At 39.1% G+C, this 19,709-nt stretch carries 18 protein-coding genes and 1 pseudogene; 9 read left to right on the plus strand and 10 right to left on the minus strand.

Features of this window, described 5'->3' with window-relative positions; genetic code table 11:
- The first annotated feature begins 88 nt into the window (after positions 1-88).
- Together C1E24_RS05595 and ushA are read left to right on the plus strand one after the other, a co-directional pair.
- A complete protein-coding gene (locus C1E24_RS05595) occupies positions 89-268 on the plus strand; it encodes a hypothetical protein (RefSeq protein ID WP_138479514.1) in 180 nt (59 codons plus the stop codon).
- Between the two features lie 68 nt (positions 269-336).
- On the plus strand, positions 337-1,926 hold the full coding sequence (gene ushA / locus C1E24_RS05600) for a bifunctional UDP-sugar hydrolase/5'-nucleotidase UshA (RefSeq protein WP_138479516.1): 1,590 nt from the start codon (positions 337-339) through the stop codon (positions 1,924-1,926).
- A 61-nt stretch (positions 1,927-1,987) separates the two neighbouring features.
- Here ushA and C1E24_RS05605 read toward each other — a convergent pair whose 3' ends face one another.
- Together C1E24_RS05605 and C1E24_RS05610 are read right to left on the minus strand one after the other, a co-directional pair.
- Entirely contained in the window at positions 1,988-2,905 is a 918-nt protein-coding gene (locus tag C1E24_RS05605) for a hypothetical protein (RefSeq protein WP_138479518.1), read from the minus strand.
- Positions 2,905-3,759 carry a PhnD/SsuA/transferrin family substrate-binding protein gene (locus tag C1E24_RS05610; RefSeq protein WP_240721950.1) on the minus strand — a complete coding sequence of 285 codons (855 nt, stop codon included), beginning with the start codon at positions 3,757-3,759 and terminating at the stop codon, positions 2,905-2,907. The genes C1E24_RS05605 and C1E24_RS05610 overlap by 1 nt, the downstream gene beginning before the upstream one ends.
- Positions 3,760-3,998: 239 nt before the next feature.
- Here C1E24_RS05610 and C1E24_RS05615 point away from each other — a divergent pair, with 239 nt between their 5' ends.
- Complete coding sequence (locus C1E24_RS05615; RefSeq protein ID WP_138479522.1) at positions 3,999-4,859, plus strand: S1/P1 nuclease; 861 nt, start codon at positions 3,999-4,001, stop codon at positions 4,857-4,859.
- Between the two features lie 49 nt (positions 4,860-4,908).
- On the plus strand, positions 4,909-8,031 hold the full coding sequence (locus C1E24_RS05620) for a TonB-dependent receptor (protein WP_138479523.1): 3,123 nt from the start codon (positions 4,909-4,911) through the stop codon (positions 8,029-8,031).
- Positions 8,032-8,072: 41 nt separating this feature from the next.
- Here C1E24_RS05620 and C1E24_RS05625 read toward each other — a convergent pair whose 3' ends face one another.
- Complete coding sequence (locus tag C1E24_RS05625) at positions 8,073-8,492, minus strand: MarR family winged helix-turn-helix transcriptional regulator (RefSeq protein ID WP_138479525.1); 420 nt, start codon at positions 8,490-8,492, stop codon at positions 8,073-8,075.
- Positions 8,493-8,621: 129 nt separating this feature from the next.
- Between C1E24_RS05625 and hmgA the strand changes: the two genes are divergently transcribed.
- Both hmgA and maiA read left to right on the plus strand, forming a co-directional pair.
- On the plus strand, positions 8,622-9,917 hold the full coding sequence (gene hmgA, locus C1E24_RS05630) for a homogentisate 1,2-dioxygenase (RefSeq protein ID WP_138479527.1): 1,296 nt from the start codon (positions 8,622-8,624) through the stop codon (positions 9,915-9,917).
- 67 nt (positions 9,918-9,984) lie between these two features.
- Positions 9,985-10,611, plus strand: a complete 627-nt coding sequence (gene maiA / locus C1E24_RS05635) for a maleylacetoacetate isomerase (RefSeq protein WP_138479529.1) — start codon at positions 9,985-9,987, stop codon at positions 10,609-10,611.
- A gap of 19 nt (positions 10,612-10,630) precedes the next feature.
- Here maiA and C1E24_RS05640 read toward each other — a convergent pair whose 3' ends face one another.
- On the minus strand, positions 10,631-10,861 hold the full coding sequence (locus C1E24_RS05640) for a TIGR02647 family protein (protein WP_058032440.1): 231 nt from the start codon (positions 10,859-10,861) through the stop codon (positions 10,631-10,633).
- Between the two features lie 91 nt (positions 10,862-10,952).
- Here C1E24_RS05640 and C1E24_RS05645 point away from each other — a divergent pair, with 91 nt between their 5' ends.
- Positions 10,953-11,252: a DUF1496 domain-containing protein gene (locus C1E24_RS05645; protein WP_138479530.1), complete on the plus strand. Its 300-nt coding sequence runs from the start codon at positions 10,953-10,955 to the stop codon at positions 11,250-11,252.
- A gap of 17 nt (positions 11,253-11,269) precedes the next feature.
- Positions 11,270-11,467 (plus strand): annotated as a pseudogene (locus C1E24_RS05650) (VF530 family DNA-binding protein); the annotation flags it as partial.
- 24 nt (positions 11,468-11,491) lie between these two features.
- Here the strand turns inward: C1E24_RS05650 and C1E24_RS05655 are convergent.
- From C1E24_RS05655 to C1E24_RS05665, 3 genes are all read right to left on the minus strand, one after another.
- A complete protein-coding gene (locus C1E24_RS05655; protein ID WP_138479534.1) occupies positions 11,492-12,208 on the minus strand; it encodes a transporter substrate-binding domain-containing protein in 717 nt (238 codons plus the stop codon).
- A 56-nt stretch (positions 12,209-12,264) separates the two neighbouring features.
- Positions 12,265-13,377, minus strand: a complete 1,113-nt coding sequence (locus C1E24_RS05660; protein ID WP_138479536.1) for an arginase family protein — start codon at positions 13,375-13,377, stop codon at positions 12,265-12,267.
- Between the two features lie 283 nt (positions 13,378-13,660).
- Positions 13,661-14,440, minus strand: a complete 780-nt coding sequence (locus C1E24_RS05665; RefSeq protein WP_138479538.1) for a DUF2189 domain-containing protein — start codon at positions 14,438-14,440, stop codon at positions 13,661-13,663.
- 157 nt (positions 14,441-14,597) lie between these two features.
- On the opposite strand from C1E24_RS05665, the gene udp reads away from it, so the two are divergent.
- Positions 14,598-15,356 carry a uridine phosphorylase gene (udp, locus tag C1E24_RS05670; RefSeq protein WP_138479540.1) on the plus strand — a complete coding sequence of 253 codons (759 nt, stop codon included), beginning with the start codon at positions 14,598-14,600 and terminating at the stop codon, positions 15,354-15,356.
- Positions 15,357-15,387: 31 nt separating this feature from the next.
- Here the strand turns inward: udp and cdd are convergent, their stop codons facing one another.
- The 3 genes from cdd to ppc all read right to left on the minus strand — a co-directional run bounded on the left by cdd (position 15,388) and on the right by ppc (position 19,615).
- Entirely contained in the window at positions 15,388-16,248 is an 861-nt protein-coding gene (gene cdd / locus C1E24_RS05675) for a cytidine deaminase (protein WP_138479542.1), read from the minus strand.
- A 46-nt stretch (positions 16,249-16,294) separates the two neighbouring features.
- Entirely contained in the window at positions 16,295-16,663 is a 369-nt protein-coding gene (locus C1E24_RS05680) for a hypothetical protein (RefSeq protein ID WP_138479544.1), read from the minus strand.
- Positions 16,664-16,981: 318 nt separating this feature from the next.
- Positions 16,982-19,615 carry a phosphoenolpyruvate carboxylase gene (gene ppc / locus C1E24_RS05685; protein WP_138479546.1) on the minus strand — a complete coding sequence of 878 codons (2,634 nt, stop codon included), beginning with the start codon at positions 19,613-19,615 and terminating at the stop codon, positions 16,982-16,984.
- Between the last annotated feature and the right edge of the window lie 94 nt (positions 19,616-19,709).

Consider the following 19,709-nt stretch of genomic DNA (forward strand, 5'->3'; position numbering starts at 1 on the left):
TTAACCTTTCTGTAACGTTTTGTTCTTTTATTTTAATCTGAGTTTGATAGGATGCAGTGGCTATAAAAACAACAGAACAGGTTAAGTAATGAATACTGAATCACCTATTTGTGATTTCGGCCTTCATCAAGGCGAGAAATACACTAGTTTGCCTGCAAGCTTTTTAAACTGGATGGTTGAAATTGACCATGAGAAATGTGCATTTGCAAAACAAGAATTGCTAAGAAGAGAAACTGCTGCGCTTAAAAGTTGCTCAAAAAGAAATTAGTGCCCACCTGTAGCGCTTTAGAGCATATAGTTTAAACTAAGCGCGTAATTACTTCACACGGGTTTATTATGCGCAAATTATTAGCTCTCTCGGTAGCTATCGCACTTTCAGGGTGTGCTACCTATACAGATCAGCAATCAAAAGCTGAATATCTTACTATCCTTCATACTAACGATAACCATGGACGTTTTTGGCAAAACGAAAAAGGTGAATATGGCATGTCAGCAAGAAAAACACTTGTTGACAGGCTTAGAAATAAAGCCGAAAAAAATGGTCATGCCGTGTTATTACTTTCAGGTGGCGACATAAATACGGGGGTTCCAGAGTCTGACCTTCAATATGCAGAACCTGATTTCAAAGGTATGCGTTTACTTGGCTATGATGCTATGGCAATCGGCAACCATGAATTTGATAATCCATTACATATCCTTGATAAACAAATTGAATGGGCTCAATTCCCTATTTTATCGGCGAATATTCTAAATAAAAGTGATGCGTCTCATGCATATCAACCATATTCAATTATAGAAAAAAATGGTCTTAAAATTGGTGTTATAGGACTTACCACTGTCGATACTGTCAAGATTGCCAATCCCGAGTATGTAGGCCATTTGGACTTTATCAAACCGAGTATCGCTGCAAAAAAAGTTCTGAACAATATTAATAATAAATATGACGATATCGACGTTACCATTGCAGTTACACACATGGGTCATTACCACGACGCAAAATATGGTATTAATGCACCCGGCGACGTCACTTTAGCAAGAGAGTTGCCAAAAGGCGCGCTAGATATGGTCATTGGCGGACACTCTCAAGAACCCGTTTGCGTAGATACACTAGGTAACCCAGATAAAGGTTTTGCACCAGGAAAAGCTTGTAAGCCAGATAATCAGAATGGCACTTGGATCATGCAAGCCCATGAGTGGGGAAAATATGTTGGTAAAGCAGAATTTAAAATCGAAGGTGAAAAAATTACGCTCGAGAATTATCAGCTAATTCCTGTCAATTTAAGAAATGATACTGGTGAAGTGATCGGGGAATATATTCCAGAAAATCAAGACATGTTAGATCTATTAAGGCCATTCCAAAAAATAGGAAAAGGTCAGCTTGATTTACCTATCGGTTTTACTGATGCATATTTAGATGGTAAACGAGATACTGTGCGATTTAAGCAAAGCCCATTAGCACGCCTAATTATTAAAGCACAAAAAGAATCAGTAAAAGCAGATTTTGGCCTGATCAGTGGCGGGGGTATACGTCACAGTATTGAAGCTGGCGAGATCAGTTATAAAGACGTTTTAAAAGTTCATCCTTTTAAGAACAGAATTACGGCAATGAATTGGATAGGTAAAGATCTTATTGATTACCTTGAAGTCGTTACTTCTTTCCCGATTGATGCTGGTGCTTATTTACAATATGAAGGTTTAAGTTTTGACAGAAAAGATGGAAAGTTAATTAATGTGAAAATTAACGGTCAAGATTTAGAGCCTAACAAAACCTATAGAATGAGTATAAACAGTTACAATGCAGCAGGAGGTGATGGATATCCAGTACTTGTCGGACGAGAAGGGTTTGTTCCCTCAGAGCGAACTGATGCTGAAGTATTAAAAGCCTATATCGAAAAGTACTCTCCTATTAAGGTAAACGAACTATAAGTTCTAGACGTCTTGTATATCAATCAATGGATGCCAGAACATATCTGGCATCTTCAACAAATTACTTACCCCTTATCTCATAATCACTATCTAACAAGTCCTTAAGACCGTAGCTATGTAACTTTGAGCGTGACCCTTCACCATGAGCTTTAGGCGGATAAAGTTTTGCTTTTAATTCAGGGCTCTCTCTTAAAATTTCGTCAAGTGCCGCTCTAATTTCGCTCAGGGTTTTTTCTAAGCTATTAGAGAAATTTGGCCTTTTTCTAACTGTATGTCCTAGAACGGATAGTCTATGAAAATACTTTTCAGCAATAGTAAGCAACTCAACTGGCACGTCCTTATTTAAATGAAGATTTAAATCAGGGTAAGCATGGCTGAATTCGATCATTGCCAGATAAAAGCAAAGTGGCTTATTGGCTAATTGGCTTTGAATATCACTAGTACCCTCTATAAATAATGACTTTGAATATAAATCAACTACTAACTTCGGTTTTATAGTTTCTACCGAAGCAACTCGTTTTTTCACTCTGTTTTCAATGTGTTTTCTAAATACTTTGCGGTAAAGTAATGCGTTAGCAAAGGTAAGTAACATCACTATAATGTATGTGTATTTAACATGGCTTGTATCAGCAATTAAAACCAAATAGATAGTTTTGTAATTTGCAAACAATTCCAAAAACGTTTTATTACTTGGCTTAACAGTAGATATAGATTCAACTTTTACTCTAGAATCAAGCAAATCGAGTTGTAGATTCAATTGCTCAATATAAATATCGACTTCTTGCTGATTGCCTGCATAGTTAAAAAGTGGTTCAGCTAATGGTAGGCTGCTGACATCGAGTGAGACACGCTTAGCTACTTGTTCGCTTTGCAGTTCAACCGCTTGTGCTATTTTATTCTCTTGGCCCAAATAAAATAGCAAGCTTAACAAAACAAAAACGGCTGCTGTGAAAATATAAATTGGTTTTATGTTTATCATTATTTTTCACCAATAAATTTGTAAGGTGAAAGATCGCACTGCCAGAACTTTTCTAAAGATTCAAAATAGGCACTGCCTACTGATTGCGCTATTTGTGTTGTGATTGTTTGAACGGCACAGGCGAGATCTGTATTGTTTTCTGTCAATTTAAGGTACCAACGGCTGCCAGTAATATTATCACCAATGGGAATAATATAGTTATGAGAAAACTTTTCGTCATCAGTCTTATCATTCCAATAAGACGCGATAATATCTACTTCATTATTTGCAAGCTTTTCTCTTAATGCGGTGTGAGAGCTAACATAGGTAATATCTAGGTTTTTTATATCTAAATCTAATTGCTTAAATGCCTTCTTTGGCAAAATATGGCCAGATCTACTGGTTGGATAATCAAGCAAACCAATACGTTTATCAAGGAAATACGCTTTTTCAAGTTTAGGTTTTTCTTTATTAGAGATAAAAAATGCAGAGTAACTTGAATAACCAATAATCGGTGTGTAATTATGTGTCGCATCGGCACGAAGTGCTTGCATAATACTGTCTTTGCTCAATATGAGATCTGCGATACCTTTACCAAAAAACTCGATTTGTTCAGCTAAACTTCCCCCCCAAAAAGCTTCAACATGGCCAAATTGACGTTTTACAACACTGTTTTGACAAAGCGCCGGAAGTATTTGCTCAGCAAGTTGTTTTGTGGGTACTTTTACTCTAAATACAGCTTGGTTTTCACTTGATGAAGTTAGGCACTCGAATTTATGTTGCTGTATAGGCACCAGATGTATAGATGTATCAGTAATAACCAATTGTGATAATAGCCAAACTAACCAAGTGCTTGCGATAACAGACAGGAACAAGATAGTTTTTAACGATAATTTATATTTTTTTAACAAAACAAAAAGTAAGTTTATTGATAACCTGGCCATTAGAGCAAGTTTACTTACTCATTACAATAGGTAAAATTATTTAAATTTCATAAACTATTGATTTAGCTACTTTGTTAACAAGTAATGATGAATAAACTTGAGTCCTTTATTCAATCTATAAAAACACGGACAATTGACCTTAATAAGATTACGATTTACACGGGCTAACCATGTTAAATTTGACAACAGTAACTAAAACACTTGCTTTATCACTGACAATGTTAACAGCACTTAGTTCACACAAAGTAATAGCTTGGGGCCAAAACGGTCACAGAGTGATTGGTGAAATAGCTGATATGCATTTAACTGACAGCACTAAATCTGCCCTACAGCCTTTACTAGCAGGTAGTTCGCTTGCACAAATTTCAACATGGCCTGATGAAATGCGCTCTAATCCGGAGCACTTCTGGCGAAAAGAATCCGGCAAATGGCATTACATTAATATTAAAGATGCAAAAAAAATGCATCAATATGTAAACACTTCTATTGACTCCAGAGATAAAGTTGCACATATTTTAGACGGAATTTATTATTCTATTAATATTTTAAAGAGCAATAAGAGCGACTTAGAATCTAGAAAGTTTGCTTTAAGCTTTCTAGTGCATTTGGTAGGTGATAGCCATCAGCCTTTCCACGCTGGACGCTCTGAAGACCGTGGAGGTAACTTAATTAAGGTATCTTTCTTCGGTAAAGAAACAAACTTGCATAGCACGTGGGATACGCATCTTATTGAAAATGAAAATTTATCTTTCACTGAGTTTGCAGATTTCATAAAAACGTCAAATAAAAAGACTATAAAGGCATACTTAAATAGCCAACCTGCTGATTGGTTGGTTGAATCGAACAAAATATCTCACCGCGTATACGGTGAAAACGAAACAAAGCTCAGTTATGGCTATGTATACAAACATATGCCTGTTGTCAAAAAGCGCTTATCACAAGGTGGTATTCGTTTAGCCGGGCTTCTTAATCAAATTTTTGACAGTAACGCAAAGCCGCTAACTGAAGCGCTTATTAAAAAGCGTAGTTAGTGGCATGCAAAAAAGTAAGTTAAATAATCTCAACACGGGAAACAATAAAATGAAAACTCAACTACGCAAAACGGCACTATCGCTTGCAGTTATTGCTGGCATCGGTGCAAGTGGCGCTGCGTTTGCTAACGAAACCTCTTCTGCAGTGAAAGGTCAGATCGTTGGTCCTCAAGGTAATCCAGCTGCTGGTACAACAGTAACTATCATGCACTTACCTTCTGGTTCAACTAAAGTGGCAACTGTAAATGATGCAGGTTACTTCTCAGCAAAGGGTTTACGTGTAGGTGGTCCTTACCAAATCATCGTTGATTCAACGACTTTTGAAGATCAGCTTATCGAAAACGTATATCTTTCTCTTGGTTCTGACTACCCAGTAAACGTTCAGTTGAAAGCTCCTTCAGATATCGAGCAAATCGTTGTAACAGGTCGCCCAATTAGCCAGATGTCTGGTGGTACAGGTCCAGCTGCGACTTTCACACTTGAAAACCTTCAAGAAGCACCAGCTATTAACCGTGACCTTCGTGATATCGTTCGTGCAGATCCACGTGTTTACGTAGATGAGAGCCGTGGTGCTATCCAATGTGGTGGTGGTAACCCTCGCTTTAACAGCCTTACACTTGACGGCGTTCGTATGAACGACAACTTTGGTCTAAGTTCAAACGGCTACCCTACTGTTCGTGCACCTTTCTCTTTTGATTCAATCGACCAAGTTGCTGTTGAACTAGCACCTTTCGACGTTCAATACGGTGGTTTCACTTCTTGTAACATCAACGCGGTTACAAAGTCTGGTGGTAACGATATCAGTGGTGGTATGTTCTACGACTACACAAATGACTCTATGAAGGGTGATAAGGTAGAAGGCGTAGACATCGACAACGGTGATTACTCTGAAAAGCGTTACGGCTTCCACGTTGGTATGCCTCTGATCGAAGATTCATTATTCCTATTTACTTCTTACGAGAAGTTAGAAGGTGTTGAGCAATTTAGCTACAGTGCTTTAAACAATACTGTAAGCCAGTCTGACCTTGACCGTATTATTGCAATTACAAAAGACAAGTATAACTATGACCCGGGTACAATGGTTCCTAGTATGCCTGTTGAAGATGAAAAACTTCTAGTCAAGCTTGATTGGAACATTAACGACAGCCACCGTGCTAACGTTGTTTACAACTGGAATGATGGTTTCCGTTTATCTCAGTCTGACCAAGCAAGTGATGAGCTACCGCTAAGCAACCACTTCTACGAGCAAGGCGCAGAGATGACGTCAATCGTAGCGTCACTATACTCAGACTGGACTGATGAACTTTCAACTGAAGTACGCATCGGTAAAACTGATTTAGATGGTCGCCAAGCATCACTAGATGCTGCATCTGGTTTTGGTGAATTCCAAATCACAACCGAAGACGAAGGTACAGTTTACATTGGTCCTGATGATTCTCGTCAATCAAATGATCTAGACTGGGATAACTTCACGCTTAAATTAGCGGGTACTTATTACCTTGATGAGCACACTATCACTGCTGGTTACGAGTTCGAAGAATTAAATGTATTCAACCTATTCATGCAGCATACGCAAGGTGAATTCCGTTTCAGCTCTATTGAAGATTATGAGAACGGTGCTGCATTCACTTTCTACAACAACTCAGCTGGTACTAACAACCCTAACGATGTAGCTGCTTCATTCTCTTATGCGCAGCATACTTTCTACGTTCAAGATGAATACGCATTCTCTGATATCGATGCAACACTAACGTTCGGTCTACGTTATGACCGTTACACAAGTGATGACAGTCCAACAGAAAACAAGCGCTTTGAAGAACGTTATGGTTTCATGAACACTAAAAACCTTGATGGCGTTGACTTACTTCAACCACGTGTAGGTTTCAACTGGTATGTTGATGACGCGTTAGAAGTACGTGGTGGTATTGGTCTATATTCTGGTGGTAACCCGAATGTATGGCTATCTAACTCATACTCAAATGATGGTGTAACTCAAATTGGTAAGCGTGGTTTCTATGCTAACTTATTTGAAACTGAGTTAACGAACATCCACGGTGGTACACCAGGTTATGATGTTCCTAAAGACATGTTCGACGCTATCGGTAACACTGCTATCGGTGATGGCGACGGTGCTGTAAACTCAACGGCGCCTAACTTCGAAATTCCTTCAGAGTGGAAAATCGCTTTAGGTGCAACTTACACAACTGAAGACGAGTATGTGTTCAGCGTAGATTACCTATACACAGATAAGCAAAACTCAGCGCTTGTAAAAGATATTGCACTTCAGACGACTGGTAAAACAGCACCTGATGGTCGCCCTCTAATTGAAGAGCGTGAAGATGGTCGTGATGGCGACTACATGTTAACTAACGTATCTGGTCCAGACGCTAAGTCACACATCATCTCTGCTGCAATGAGCAAGCGTTTCGATAATGGTATTGACTTAACTTTATCTTATGCATTCACTGACTCTCAAGATGTAAACCCAATGACAAGCTCTACAGCTGGTTCGAACTACGGTAACATCGCGACATTCAACCCGACTGCACCAAGCTTATCTACGTCTGATTATGAAGTGCCGCATCGCTTTACTTTACAACTTGGTTATAAAGTAGAACTAATTGACGGCTTCAAGACTAAGTTCAACCTATTCGGTCAGGCAAGTAAAGGTCAGCCGTACAGCTACCTATTCTCTGGCAGTGACCGCGCATTTGGTGATGCAAGCTGGAACTCACGCAGCGGTCGTCAGCTAATGTATGTTCCTGAAATCAATGATGACAAAGTAACTTACAACATGTCAGCTGCTGAAATCGAAGATTTCCATAACTGGATTTCTGAGCAAGGTTTAGATCGTGGTCAAATCGCAGCACGTAATAGCCAAAATGCTGATTGGTTCAAAAAGCTAGACTTCAAGATCACTCAAGAAGTACCTGGATTTATGGATGGTCACAAAGGTGAAGTATTCTTCGTTATCGACAACTTAACAAACATGTTAAACGATGACTGGGGTGTAATGCGCAAGGGTAACTTCGTTGGTAACCGTGTAGTTAAAGCATCAATCGCTGATGGCAAGTATGTTTACTCTGACTTCAACCCAAATGCTGCTAACCAATCAGTTCAAAAAGATGTATCAGTTTGGGAAGTTCGCTTCGGTGTGAAGTACACTTTCTAATCTAAATTAGGTTTATTTAGGCCAACGCATGTTGGCCTTTTTTATATGTGTTCATTAAGTTTATGTAACACTGCTTTCAATATCACTCGTTCTTCTTCTGACAGATTCTTCAACATCGATTTTTCCCAAGCTGTAGCAGAAACTGACAGTTTTTTATAAATTTCACGCCCTTCTTTTGTTAAAAACAGTACTTTGCTCCGCTTATCTTTTTCATCGGCTCTTAGTTCTACTAGGCCTCTTGATTCTAATTGTTTAATTGCTCTTGATATTGTTGATTTATCTATTCGCGCAAGTTCAATCAACTGTTTTGCAGTAAAGCTCGATTGTGCAAGATGTGCCATAACCCGCCATTGAGGTGTGGTTAAATCGGCTTGCTCTTTATATACATTCGCAAAGTCGTCACTTACTTTATTGGCTAAATGTACAAGCTGGTAAGGTAAAAACTCTGTAATATCTAACATAAACTGTCTTTTAATTTCTGCATCTTATTGCCTTTGTAAACTAAATTATACAGGCAAAGTTTGTTATTTGATTTGAATATAGTCTCACATGAGAGTATCTTAATTGCAAACATCAAAGGAGCAAGTTCTATGAGCACAGAATTTCAGTACTTAACAGGTTTTGGAAACGAATTTGAAACCGAAGCTTTACCAGGCGCATTACCAATAGGTCAATTCTCACCACAAAAAGTAAAATACGACCTATATGCAGAACAATTTAATGTAACCGCGTTCACTGCACCACGTGCTGACAATCGCCGTAATTGGTTCTACCGTATTCGTCCTTCAGTTGTTCAGGGGGACTATACGTCGATGGACAATGGTTTATTAAGAACAGCGCCAATTACTGAAGTGCCAACGCCCCCTACTATGTTACGCTGGAACCCTATCGACATCCCAAGTGAAGCAACAGACTTTGTTGACGGCCTAGTAACCATGGCAGCAAATGGCAGTGCAAATGGTCAAGTGGGTATTGGTATCCACGTCTATGTAGCTAATAAATCAATGCAAGGTCGTTATTTTTATAATGCCGATGGTGAATTGCTATTCGTTCCTCAACAAGGTGAAATGGTTTTACATACTGAGTGCGGTAAACTTGCAGTTAAGCCGGGCGAAATTGCAGTAATTCCTCGTGGTATCAAGTTCTCAGTTGAAGTAATTGGCGACAGTATTCGTGGCTATATCTGTGAAAACTACGGCCACCCTTACATTCTGCCTGAGCGTGGTCCTGTAGGCGCTAACGGTTATACTAATGAGCGTGACTTCCAATATCCTGTAGCAGCGTTCGAAGATCTTGAAGGTGACTTTGAGCTTGTGTCTAAGTTTAACGGTAACCTATTCCGCTGTGACATTGGTCATTCACCACTAGACGTTGTGGCTTGGACAGGAAATAGCGCGCCATACAAATATGATCTTTCGCGTTTCAATGTGATGAACACCGTCAGCTTTGACCACCCAGATCCATCAATTTTTACAGTCTTGACGTCTCCATCTGGTACTGCCGGCGTTGCCAATGTCGACTTTGTGATCTTCCCCCCACGTTGGATGGTTGCAGAAGATACTTTCCGCCCACCATATTATCACCGTAACATCATGAGTGAGTTTATGGGCTTAATTGAAGGTGTGTATGACGCTAAAGAACATGGTTTTGTTCCTGGTGGTATGAGTTTACATAACTGTATGTCACCACATGGTCCTGAAGCCGATGTATTCGAAAAAGCTTCAAATGCAGAGCTTGAGCCGCAAAGATATGAAAACACTTTAGCTTTCATGTTTGAGTCTCGTTATGTGATCTCGCCAACAAAATATGCACTTGAAGGCAAAGAAAGGCAACAAAATTACCTTGATTGTTGGAAAGGTATCAAAAAGTACTTCAAGGGTGCTTAAGCTTTCTATAATGTTATAAATATTAGGCACGCAATTGCGTGCCTTTGTCGTGATTAAGGATCTGAATATGAAACTTTATACCTATTTTCGCTCTTCTGCAGCGTATAGAGTACGCATTGCATTGAATTTAAAAGGTATTGCGCATGAAATGTCTGCAGTTAATCTTTTGAAATCAGAACAAACTGGTGAAGAGTACACCCATAAAAATAGCCAAGGTTTATTGCCTGCGTTAGAAACTGAGCAGGGTGTTTTAGGACAATCTCTAGCAATTCTTGAATGGTTAGAAGAAACACATGTCGACACGCCTCTACTTCCGAGTGATCCATGGCAGAAAGCTCAAATAAGAAATTTTTGCTACGCCATAGCGTGTGACATACACCCAATCGATAACTTGCGTGTACTAAAATATTTATCAAATGAACTGAATGTTGATGATGAACAAAAGAACACTTGGTACAGACATTGGGTTATTGAAGGGTTTAAGAAGCTTGAAACTATGCTAGCCGGTGATAAGTTTTGTTTTGGAGATAATCCGACTATTGCCGATGCCTGCTTGGTACCTCAAGTCTTTAATGCGTTAAGATTTAAAGTAGATATGAGTCAATTCCCAAAAATTGAAGCTATTTATAATCACTGTAATACGCATAAAGCATTTATTGATGCAGCGCCTGAAAATCAATTCGACGCTGCTTAATCTTTCATTCATTGTGCGCTTACTGAAGCGCACAATGCACTTGGTCTAAGTGTCCGATTAAATCTAAGCCTAAGTCCGTCAAATATCCCCCATCAGGACTATCAATAACACCTTTCTTGTAGAGCCTCTCAGCTGCCGCAATCAAATTAGGGTCGGCGTCTTTATGGATTTTAATCCCCATTTGCATACTTGAGCGTGGAAACTTTGCTAAAAGTGTTAACTCAGCCATAAAATTGCTATCTATAGCCATAACCTCTCCCATTAATTTATTGTTGTTGTGGTAATATAGGTTCAAATTTTCATGAACTAAGCTAAGGTTAGCTAAAAATAGGAGTTATGCCATGACATACAACAAATTTAGTTTTATTAGCCTTGTAATAACTTCTTTATTTATCTCAGGTTATGGTTACGCTAACCCCAAGTTAAACAAAACTAATTTATTTTTAGACAATCTTACTCCTGTTTGTTGGTATAAAGATGCTAAATACAGTGAGGGTGCATTGATTGTCATGGCTGATAAGTTATTTGTTTGCTCCAACAAGTTCGATAACCAAACAAATAGTCAACTAATATGGCGAATTGCAGATGAAAACGGGCAACCGCTCCCACATAAGCCAAAGAAATCCATTCGCATTAACTAAACAAGAAGTCATTATTTATGGAACAACCTAATAACCCACTTCATGGTGTAAAACTAGAAGAGATATTAATTAAGCTTGAAGCAGAGCTTGGTTGGGAAGAAATGGGAAATATTGTCAATATTCGTTGCTTTACCCACGACCCAAGTATCAAATCGAGTCTAAAATTCTTGCGAAAAACACCTTGGGCAAGAGACAAAGTCGAACAGCTTTATTTAGATACATTTCATGGGTTTAAGTGGTCATCTATTAAGAAGTAATTGCGGATACAAACTTTTAGATGAACTATGCAATTTATCTAAAATAAAATCAGGAACTGACTTATTACAAGCAAAATATAACTGATTGTTAATATTATCGAGTTTCAATGAAGGTTCTAGGTGCTGCATGAGTTTATTATCTTTCGATGCATCTTGAACCTGGCTATCCCCCAAAACGACCAAGTCTAACTGATTCTTTCTTGTTTCTAGAATTTCTAACACTTTGCTGAAACTAGATATAACAACTAATTGCTCTTGTTCATTAAACCCATGCTCTTTAAGGTATTGATGGCTGAAGTTATTTCTAATAACCGCTGTTCTATATTTTAATGCATCCTCTAATACAGAGAGTTTTAAATTGCGGCTTTTGAGCGCATAAAAAGAACTAGTAAACTGACCAACAGGGAACACCCAATTAAACATATTTTCACGTTGGTTGTTTCTACCTATAGAAAAGATACATGTGTTAGGATCTCTTTTAACAGCACTGTATGCCACATGCCAAGGCTCAACTGAAAGGTTGTAGTCAATATCAGCATCTGCCAAGATATTTCTTACTTTAGTTACAGTTGGGCCTACCAAGTTACCTTGATTATCTAGATATTGATAAGTCGGGAATAACTCTGTGACGATATTCAATGTATAAGCAAATGTTTTTGTTGATAACAAAAAGAGGAAAAAGAACAACGCTGATTTCATATCGCTCCCTATAATAAAAAGGTGATGGTTTTAAAACCATCACCTAATACTATAGCTTAACTTCTATTAATCGCATCTAGAAGAAATGCTGATATTTTCGCGCCTTCGCGTAAAGTTGTCTCAGAACTTGATTGACCGACTAATGAGCTGTCAGTAAATGGAGCGATTTCCATCATATCTGCGCCTGTGATTGGGAAACGTTCAGACAATGCTTTCAAAATAACCATGGCTTCATTAGGCGTCATACCATTGCCTTCAGGCGTACCAGTTGCAGATGCCCACTGCTCATCTAAGGCATCGATATCAAAACTAACGTATAACTCATCAACATTGTCTGCTTGAAGTTGTGCGATAACATCATCTACGATTGCCTGAGCACCACGCTCTCTGATTTCATGTGCCCAGTGTTGCTTAACACCAAACGTTGACTCCCAATGCGACTTATCTTTACCACTCGAGCGAATACCAAACTGAATTAAATGATGCGGAGCTGGCAAGAATTCAAGAATATGCGTACACCAAGAGCCAAAACATAAATCAATACCTAAACGCTCTACTAACAAGTCTGTATGTGCATCGAAATGAATAATAGCAGTTCGCTTACCCGCATCTCTTTTCGCTTTCAAGTACGATTTTGTTAATGGATAACTAATCGAGTGGTCACCGCCAATACCGAAGATCCCTTTGTTAGGATAATGCTGATAGAAACCATCACATACATCTTCAGTAATAGAGAGAGGTGATACGTGGTAGCCTTCTTCAGTACTTTGATAAAGCGCCTTTTGACAATTCTCTATGGTGCCTTCATTAAGGTATTTATCATGAAGTAGGTGTGGAATAACACGAACATCGCCTAAATCAAACGCATCGATATGAGGCTGCTGCTCAATTAAAGTGCTTCTTAGAAATAATGGTCCCCAGTTAGCGCCTCTTAAAATACCGCCGCCGCAGTCTGAGCTGATACCTAAAATTGCCGCTTTATGCTCTGACTCTTCAATCTTCAGTAGTGACTCTTTCCAGATCTGCTCAATACCTTCCGTTTGCCCATAAAGCTTTGTGCGCAGTGCATCTTTTCTTTCTTTTGCAGTATTAACAGTAAATACACCATCTCCCGGAGGACATAAACACTGGGTCATTTTATTGTAAAATTGTTCTTTGCTAATACTCATAGAAACCTCTGCTTGCTTTGCATATTCATGCTAAAACTTTGTTAAGAAAAAATATCTCACCTAATACTGTGCTCACTAAAGCGCACAGTAAAACACGTTCAAAAAGACAAAAACATTTTTATATATTCATTGAAATACAATGTCTTAAGCTTAATTAGACGTTAAATGGTAAAACAGAATTTTTGTTTGTGGGCAGAGATATAGCACGCTGTCGTTTTATGTCAACAAGGGCCGTTTTATTGCAAAACAGCCCATGGTTTAATATTCAGTTTAAATGAATATTTTACTCATAACCTCTTGGTTTCTTGGTCTTTATAATAGCAATATAGCCATGCCAACTGGCGTAACTAAGTAATGGCATAATCACTATAAAGGCCGTGCCACCTGTGGCAAAACCAAACAATACTAAAAACAATATGATGAATGCCCATACTATCATAGCTGAAGCATTGTTCTTAACCGCATTTATAGACGACACAACTGCAGTCATAATATCAACTCGGCGTTCCATCATGATCTGTGGTGTAAATGCTGATATTGCAAACACACTCATTAATAAGATACCGCCAATTAAACTGCCTAACGCTAAAAATGATTGTAGTTGCTCAAATGTCGGATTCGGTACGTTCGGATATAGTGCGTGTACAAGCGCCGCTAAACGCATCCAAACAATCATTATGACCATGAGAAGTATCGCAAACCCCCACTCTCCTGCAGGGTTTCTGAACATAGATTTCAAACTATGTCCTAGCGTTGGTGTATGGCCTTTTTCTAACTCCCAAGCGACATCATAAAGCCCTGCTGCGAATGCAGGACCAATCAGCGCAAATGCAACTGCGGCAGGCAGAATAACCAGGTGTGTATCTAATTGGTAAATTAAATATAAGATAGTGACGGGTATGGCAGTAAATACTAACCCATAGATTAAACTTAACATTGGTGCTCTCACCATATCGGCAATCGCAAGCGATAGCCAGTGAAACGGTGCTAGTGAACTAATTCTGTTACTTTCGAGACAGCGAGCAAATTCTGTATTTTTATCGATTGGTGGTGAAGCTGGCATAATAACCCCTTTTTTGTTGCGGCTATATTAATGTGTAGAAGAACAACGCCAATCTTGCAAGGAATTGCATGATCGTGCACAAAGACAATCGGACATCTGTCCTGTACTTTATACGTTAATCTTTCAAACTACGGTTTTATAATAAATAAGGTTTACTATGGATAAGGTATTTCATTTGGGCCTAAGCACCGAGCAACTAAAAGGTGCTAATTTAGCAATTGTTCCTGGCGATCCTGAAAGAGCTGAGCGTATTGCTAACAAACTCGATAACAGTATTTGCTTAGCAAAAACTCGCGAATTTCACGTCTATTTGGCAGAACTAAAACAACAACCTGTCGTGATCTGCTCAACTGGGATCGGTGGTCCTTCTACGTCAATTGCAGTTGAAGAGCTCGCTCAACTCGGTGTCAAAACATTTTTAAGAATTGGTACTACCGGCGCTATTCAACCTCATATCAATGAAGGTGATATCTTAGTAAGCACGGCGTCAGTGAGACTTGATGGTGCTAGCCAGCATTTTGCTCCTCTATCTTACCCTGCTGTCTCTGACTTCCACTCAACTGCTGCAATGGTGCAAGCCTGTGAAGAAGTCGGTGTAACGTATCATGCAGGCATAACGGCATCGAGTGATACATTTTATCCAGGTCAAGAGCGTTACGATACATACTCTGGTTATGTGAATAAGGCGTTCCAAGGCAGTTGTGAAGAGTGGCAAAAACTGAATGTCATGAACTATGAAATGGAGTCTGCAACTTTATTTACAATGTGTGCAGCTTTAGGTTTAAAAGCGGCTTGTATCGCGGGTGTGTTAGTGAATAGAACACGTCAAGAGATCCCAAATGTGGATCATCAAGAGATTGAACAAAAAGCAATTACTGTAGTTTTAAAAGCGGCAGAAATCGTGTTAGAAAAGTAATTTCTAAGATTTTGAAAAAGCGTATGCAAGTCTAGCTCACATACGCTTTTTTTATTTCATAATTACCAGTAAAACTGTCTAATACTACATCAGCGACACCGGATTGATTTTTATATTGCTCAGTTTCAACTAACGTAATTTCAACCACTTCAACTTCATCAAGACTCAGACCTGATAGTGCCATTTGACTCAGTGCACTTTGTAATGGTGAGAGACTCGGGTTGTACGCCACGTTTTCAGCATAGCGACCATAATAATTTCCATACTGTGCAGTTTTAATTTCTACTGCTGATTTGTTACCTGAATATGGCGCATATGAAGCCTGGTAATGTTTAAGCAATTCAGGTGAAATAGGGAGTTTTGAATCAAGGGTATGTAGCTCTGATATATCAAGAAGGCGTGTTTCATTACCTAGATCTGCCGGACCGAAAGAGTGAGGTAACAACTCTGGTAATGAAGTATTAGTATTTGGTAAAAGTATTTCTATCTGTTCTGATAGCTTCACTTCATTGATAAACTGTCTGCAATGGCCACAAGGCGCATCGGTGATGGCAATGTGTGAGATATGTGTTTCACCATTTAACCAAGCTGTATTAATAGCAGATTGTTCAGCATGAACCACTAAACACAATGCGGCGTGATTAAATTCTAAGTTTGACCCTATATATGCAGTACCAGAGGCGCTGCTGTAAGCAATCGCACCGACATTAAAGTTAGAAATCGGCGCTATTGAAAATCTTGCAGCAATTGGTAGTAGGCTTTGCAAAAGAGGTTTGATTTCTACATCAAAGCTAGCCAATAACGAATCAAGTAGTGTTTTAGGAATGACACCACCATTAGATTGAATTTTTTGTTGTAATTCTTGTTCTAGTTCTTTTGGGATCGTTAGCATAAAAATGCCACACGTTATGAAAAAGGCCGAATAGTTTATCCCTTTATCATGAGTTAGACAACCAATGCTTAGCACTCTTGAAACAATCGAAGTTCTCTACCGTGATCCCAAATCGTTTCGCTTTCTGCAAAAATAAATCATGCATGTAGCCATCAAAACTCACTACTCGTGCCAATTTTATATTCTGCAAAGCATTTGCCACTTTAGGCATTAAAGAAACGATATCAATAGCAGCGAAGTTATGTTCAAGCTCAGTCACATCTATCAGCAATTTTGAAGACTTATAATCTTGTGCATAATTGTTCGCTCTTTGATACGTCTTTATTACGTCCTCAGCGGTCACAACACCTCTGAGTGTCATCATAACAAGCGAAGTTGATTCATCGTAAGTAATACTGGTAGATAGCGTTTGCATAGAACCTCAAATAACGTGTTAACTCTAAAACGCCATCTCCTTTACCCTAAGATCCCATATGTGTTTAACGATATTCGATTTGATGCGTGTACTTATCATACACAATAAGCGTTTTCTTATAATAAAATGCGCTTATTCGAATGACGGGGGCATAGACGTCGGATGAGATTCTATGTATACAATCTAAACAGTCAATAAAATTAATACAAAAAAACCAACTAAAGATTAAAAAATAGCAAAAAGTATGAGTTTTTACTCATGCTTTTTGCTAACGAGTTAACATTTGATCAAAAATCATCACTTTAATTAACGCGGTATTTATCCTGAATTTCTCATTCCTGCAGCAACGCCTGTCATAGTGACCATAAGTGCCTGATCAATTTGTTCATTTTCATGCTCTCTGGTGCGCTTTAACAGCTCTACCTGAAGTAAATTAAGTGGATCAATATAAGGGTTTCTTAATTGCAGAGATTGTCTTAGCCAAGGTTGCTCTAATAATAAGGTATTTCCTGGCGCTAATTCTGTTATCAGTGCTTGAGCTGATTTTAGGTCTTGTCTAAGCTGCGCACCAAGCGCTTTAGCATCCTTTGTCATCAATACTTTTTCATAATGCTCAGATAGCCAATTGTCTGTTTTGCAAAACACCATTTCTAACATTTCTAATCGTGTTCTAAAAAACGGCCATTGTTCACGCATTTCATGTAATATCTCAACGCCGTATTTATCAATTGCAGCTTGTAAGCCTTGATAAACGCCAAGCCAAGCTGGCAGCATTAATCGGTTTTGACTCCAAGCAAATATCCATGGAATGGCCCTTAAACTCTCAACGCCACCATTCGGATTACGTTTTGATGGTCGAGAACCAAGAGGTAACTTGGCCAATTCCAACTCAGGAGTGACTTGTCTGAAATAAGCCACAAAATCTGGATTTTCTCTGACGATTTGTCGGTAATATTTACATGAGCTTTGGGCAATGAGCTCAACTACTTCAATCCAATGAGATTCAGGTGATGGGACTGGGGTTAAGTTCGCTTCAATAATTGCACTGGTATAAATCGAAAAGCTTTGCACCGCGACTTTCGGTAATCCATATTTAAAGCGGATCATTTCACCCTGCTCGGTAACCCGCAACCCATTACTTAAACTGCCAGGAGGCTGTGATTGTAAAGCCTGAGCCGCTGGTGCTCCACCACGACCCACTGTGCCACCACGACCATGAAATAATACCAGCTCAACGCCAAAATCTTTCGCAGCTTTTAGTAGTTTGTCCATAGCTTGATATTGTGCCCAACCAGCGGCCATCATACCCGCATCTTTCGCTGAGTCAGAATAGCCAATCATCACGTATTGCTTATGGTTGATATGAGTTCGATACCAATCACAGGATAACAATTGGCTTATAACATCAGCCCCCCTATTTAAATCATCCAAAGTTTCGAATAACGGCGCAACGGGTAAATTGAAACGACAACCCGTTTCTTTTAAAAGCAATTTAACAGCGAGCACATCAGAAGCATATTGCGCCATTGAAATAATATAAATGCCTAGCCTATCAGTGGTTTGCTGACTCACTAAATTGCAAGTTTTTAAAACTTCTTCAACTTCATCAGACGCTGAGAAATTTTTTGGCAATAGTGGCCTTTTTGACGCTAATTCTTCAATCAAAAACTGCTGCTTCTGTGCTTCACTCCAAGCGTTATAGTCGCCCAGTTCTAAGTGCTCGACAATGGTTCCTATCGCATCAGCGTGTCGAGCAGAGTCCTGACGGATATCTAAGCTGCAGAGATTAATACCAAAGCACTCTAATCTAAGTAACGTATCGAGTAGCAGTCCATCTGCAATTTGAGACATATTACAGTTATGCAGCGAGTTATAAATGAGTGTAAGGGGTGATTTTACTTGCTCAATCTGTGTGATCACTTCTTGCTCTGAGCCTACCTCACCTTTTATTTTATTCTCGAGCGCTTGAATGGTTTCATCAAGTTCGCTTTTCAACTGCTTCAATAAATAACGATACGGTTCATGTTGCTTTCCTATCAATGATTGCACATACTCATCTGCTTGATACATAGATAACTCGCTACTGAGCATATCAATGTCACGAGAGATTAAATCAATCGCCATCCAGCGGCCGTGATCTAACACTGATTGAGTCACTTCAGAGGTCACAAATGGATTTCCGTCTCTATCGCCCCCCATCCATGAGGTAAATCGGATTGGGCTATGAATTTTCTTTAACTGAATACCTAATTTTTCTTGAGTAACTTGGTTGAAGTAACGAATAAACTGAGGCACGGCATGCCATAAACTATTTTCAATAACTGCATAACCCCATTTCGCCTCATCAAGCGGAGTTGGGCGTTTAGCACGTATATCATTGGTATGCCAAGCTTGACTGATCAATTGCTCAATACGGCTAATAATGACTTTACGTTCGTCTACATCTAGACACTGTAATTCAAGGGCAGATAAACAGTCACTCAGCTGTACGTGTTTGTTAATAATGGTTCTACGAGTCACTTCAGTAGGGTGAGCTGTAAGTACTAAATCGATGTCTAACCCTGCGAGCACAGACTCAACTTGCTCATGGTTTAATTCGTCGTTTGCTAACATATTCGAAAGCTTTTCGACTTGCTCATTTAATGCTTTGTAAATACCTTCGGGTGCACCTGTCACCGAAATTGTATGAAATTGTTCTGCTACATTCGCTAGATTCAAAAAATGGTTAAATGCACGTGCAACGGGCAGTAATTCTTGATCCGTGAGGCTATGTAAAGTATCGAGCAATGTGGCTCGAGCATCGGTATCACCTTGGCGAGATGACTTAGCTAGAAGACGAATCTGTTCAATCTTTTCTAACATCCCCTCACCCAATGTTTGCTGGATGATACGACCAAGACAGCCACCTAACTGGCTCACATTCGCTCTGAGGCTTTCGTACTGCTCTCCCATAACGACTCCTTTTAATTATTATTTCTCAAAAAAAACTGCTTAAAACACCACTTGTTAAAAACACTAATTGTTCAATAATCACTCTCTACTATAC

Source organism: Pseudoalteromonas phenolica, from assembly GCF_005876835.1.
Classification (GTDB): domain Bacteria; phylum Pseudomonadota; class Gammaproteobacteria; order Enterobacterales; family Alteromonadaceae; genus Pseudoalteromonas; species Pseudoalteromonas phenolica_B.

Bases quoted from the DNA above. Each gene is read 5' to 3' on its own strand.
- C1E24_RS05595 (WP_138479514.1), top strand. From the start codon at position 89: ATGAATACTGAATCACCTATTTGTGATTTCGGCCTTCATCAAGGCGAG.
- ushA (WP_138479516.1), top strand. From the start codon at position 337: ATGCGCAAATTATTAGCTCTCTCGGTAGCTATCGCACTTTCAGGGTGT.
- C1E24_RS05605 (WP_138479518.1), bottom strand. From the start codon at position 2,905: ATGATAAACATAAAACCAATTTATATTTTCACAGCAGCCGTTTTTGTT.
- C1E24_RS05615 (WP_138479522.1), top strand. From the start codon at position 3,999: ATGTTAAATTTGACAACAGTAACTAAAACACTTGCTTTATCACTGACA.
- C1E24_RS05620 (WP_138479523.1), top strand. From the start codon at position 4,909: ATGAAAACTCAACTACGCAAAACGGCACTATCGCTTGCAGTTATTGCT.
- C1E24_RS05625 (WP_138479525.1), bottom strand. From the start codon at position 8,492: ATGTTAGATATTACAGAGTTTTTACCTTACCAGCTTGTACATTTAGCC.
- hmgA (WP_138479527.1), top strand. From the start codon at position 8,622: ATGAGCACAGAATTTCAGTACTTAACAGGTTTTGGAAACGAATTTGAA.
- maiA (WP_138479529.1), top strand. From the start codon at position 9,985: ATGAAACTTTATACCTATTTTCGCTCTTCTGCAGCGTATAGAGTACGC.
- C1E24_RS05640 (WP_058032440.1), bottom strand. From the start codon at position 10,861: ATGGCTATAGATAGCAATTTTATGGCTGAGTTAACACTTTTAGCAAAG.
- C1E24_RS05645 (WP_138479530.1), top strand. From the start codon at position 10,953: ATGACATACAACAAATTTAGTTTTATTAGCCTTGTAATAACTTCTTTA.
- C1E24_RS05655 (WP_138479534.1), bottom strand. From the start codon at position 12,208: ATGAAATCAGCGTTGTTCTTTTTCCTCTTTTTGTTATCAACAAAAACA.
- C1E24_RS05660 (WP_138479536.1), bottom strand. From the start codon at position 13,377: ATGAGTATTAGCAAAGAACAATTTTACAATAAAATGACCCAGTGTTTA.
- C1E24_RS05665 (WP_138479538.1), bottom strand. From the start codon at position 14,440: ATGCCAGCTTCACCACCAATCGATAAAAATACAGAATTTGCTCGCTGT.
- udp (WP_138479540.1), top strand. From the start codon at position 14,598: ATGGATAAGGTATTTCATTTGGGCCTAAGCACCGAGCAACTAAAAGGT.
- cdd (WP_138479542.1), bottom strand. From the start codon at position 16,248: ATGCTAACGATCCCAAAAGAACTAGAACAAGAATTACAACAAAAAATT.
- C1E24_RS05680 (WP_138479544.1), bottom strand. From the start codon at position 16,663: ATGCAAACGCTATCTACCAGTATTACTTACGATGAATCAACTTCGCTT.
- ppc (WP_138479546.1), bottom strand. From the start codon at position 19,615: ATGGGAGAGCAGTACGAAAGCCTCAGAGCGAATGTGAGCCAGTTAGGT.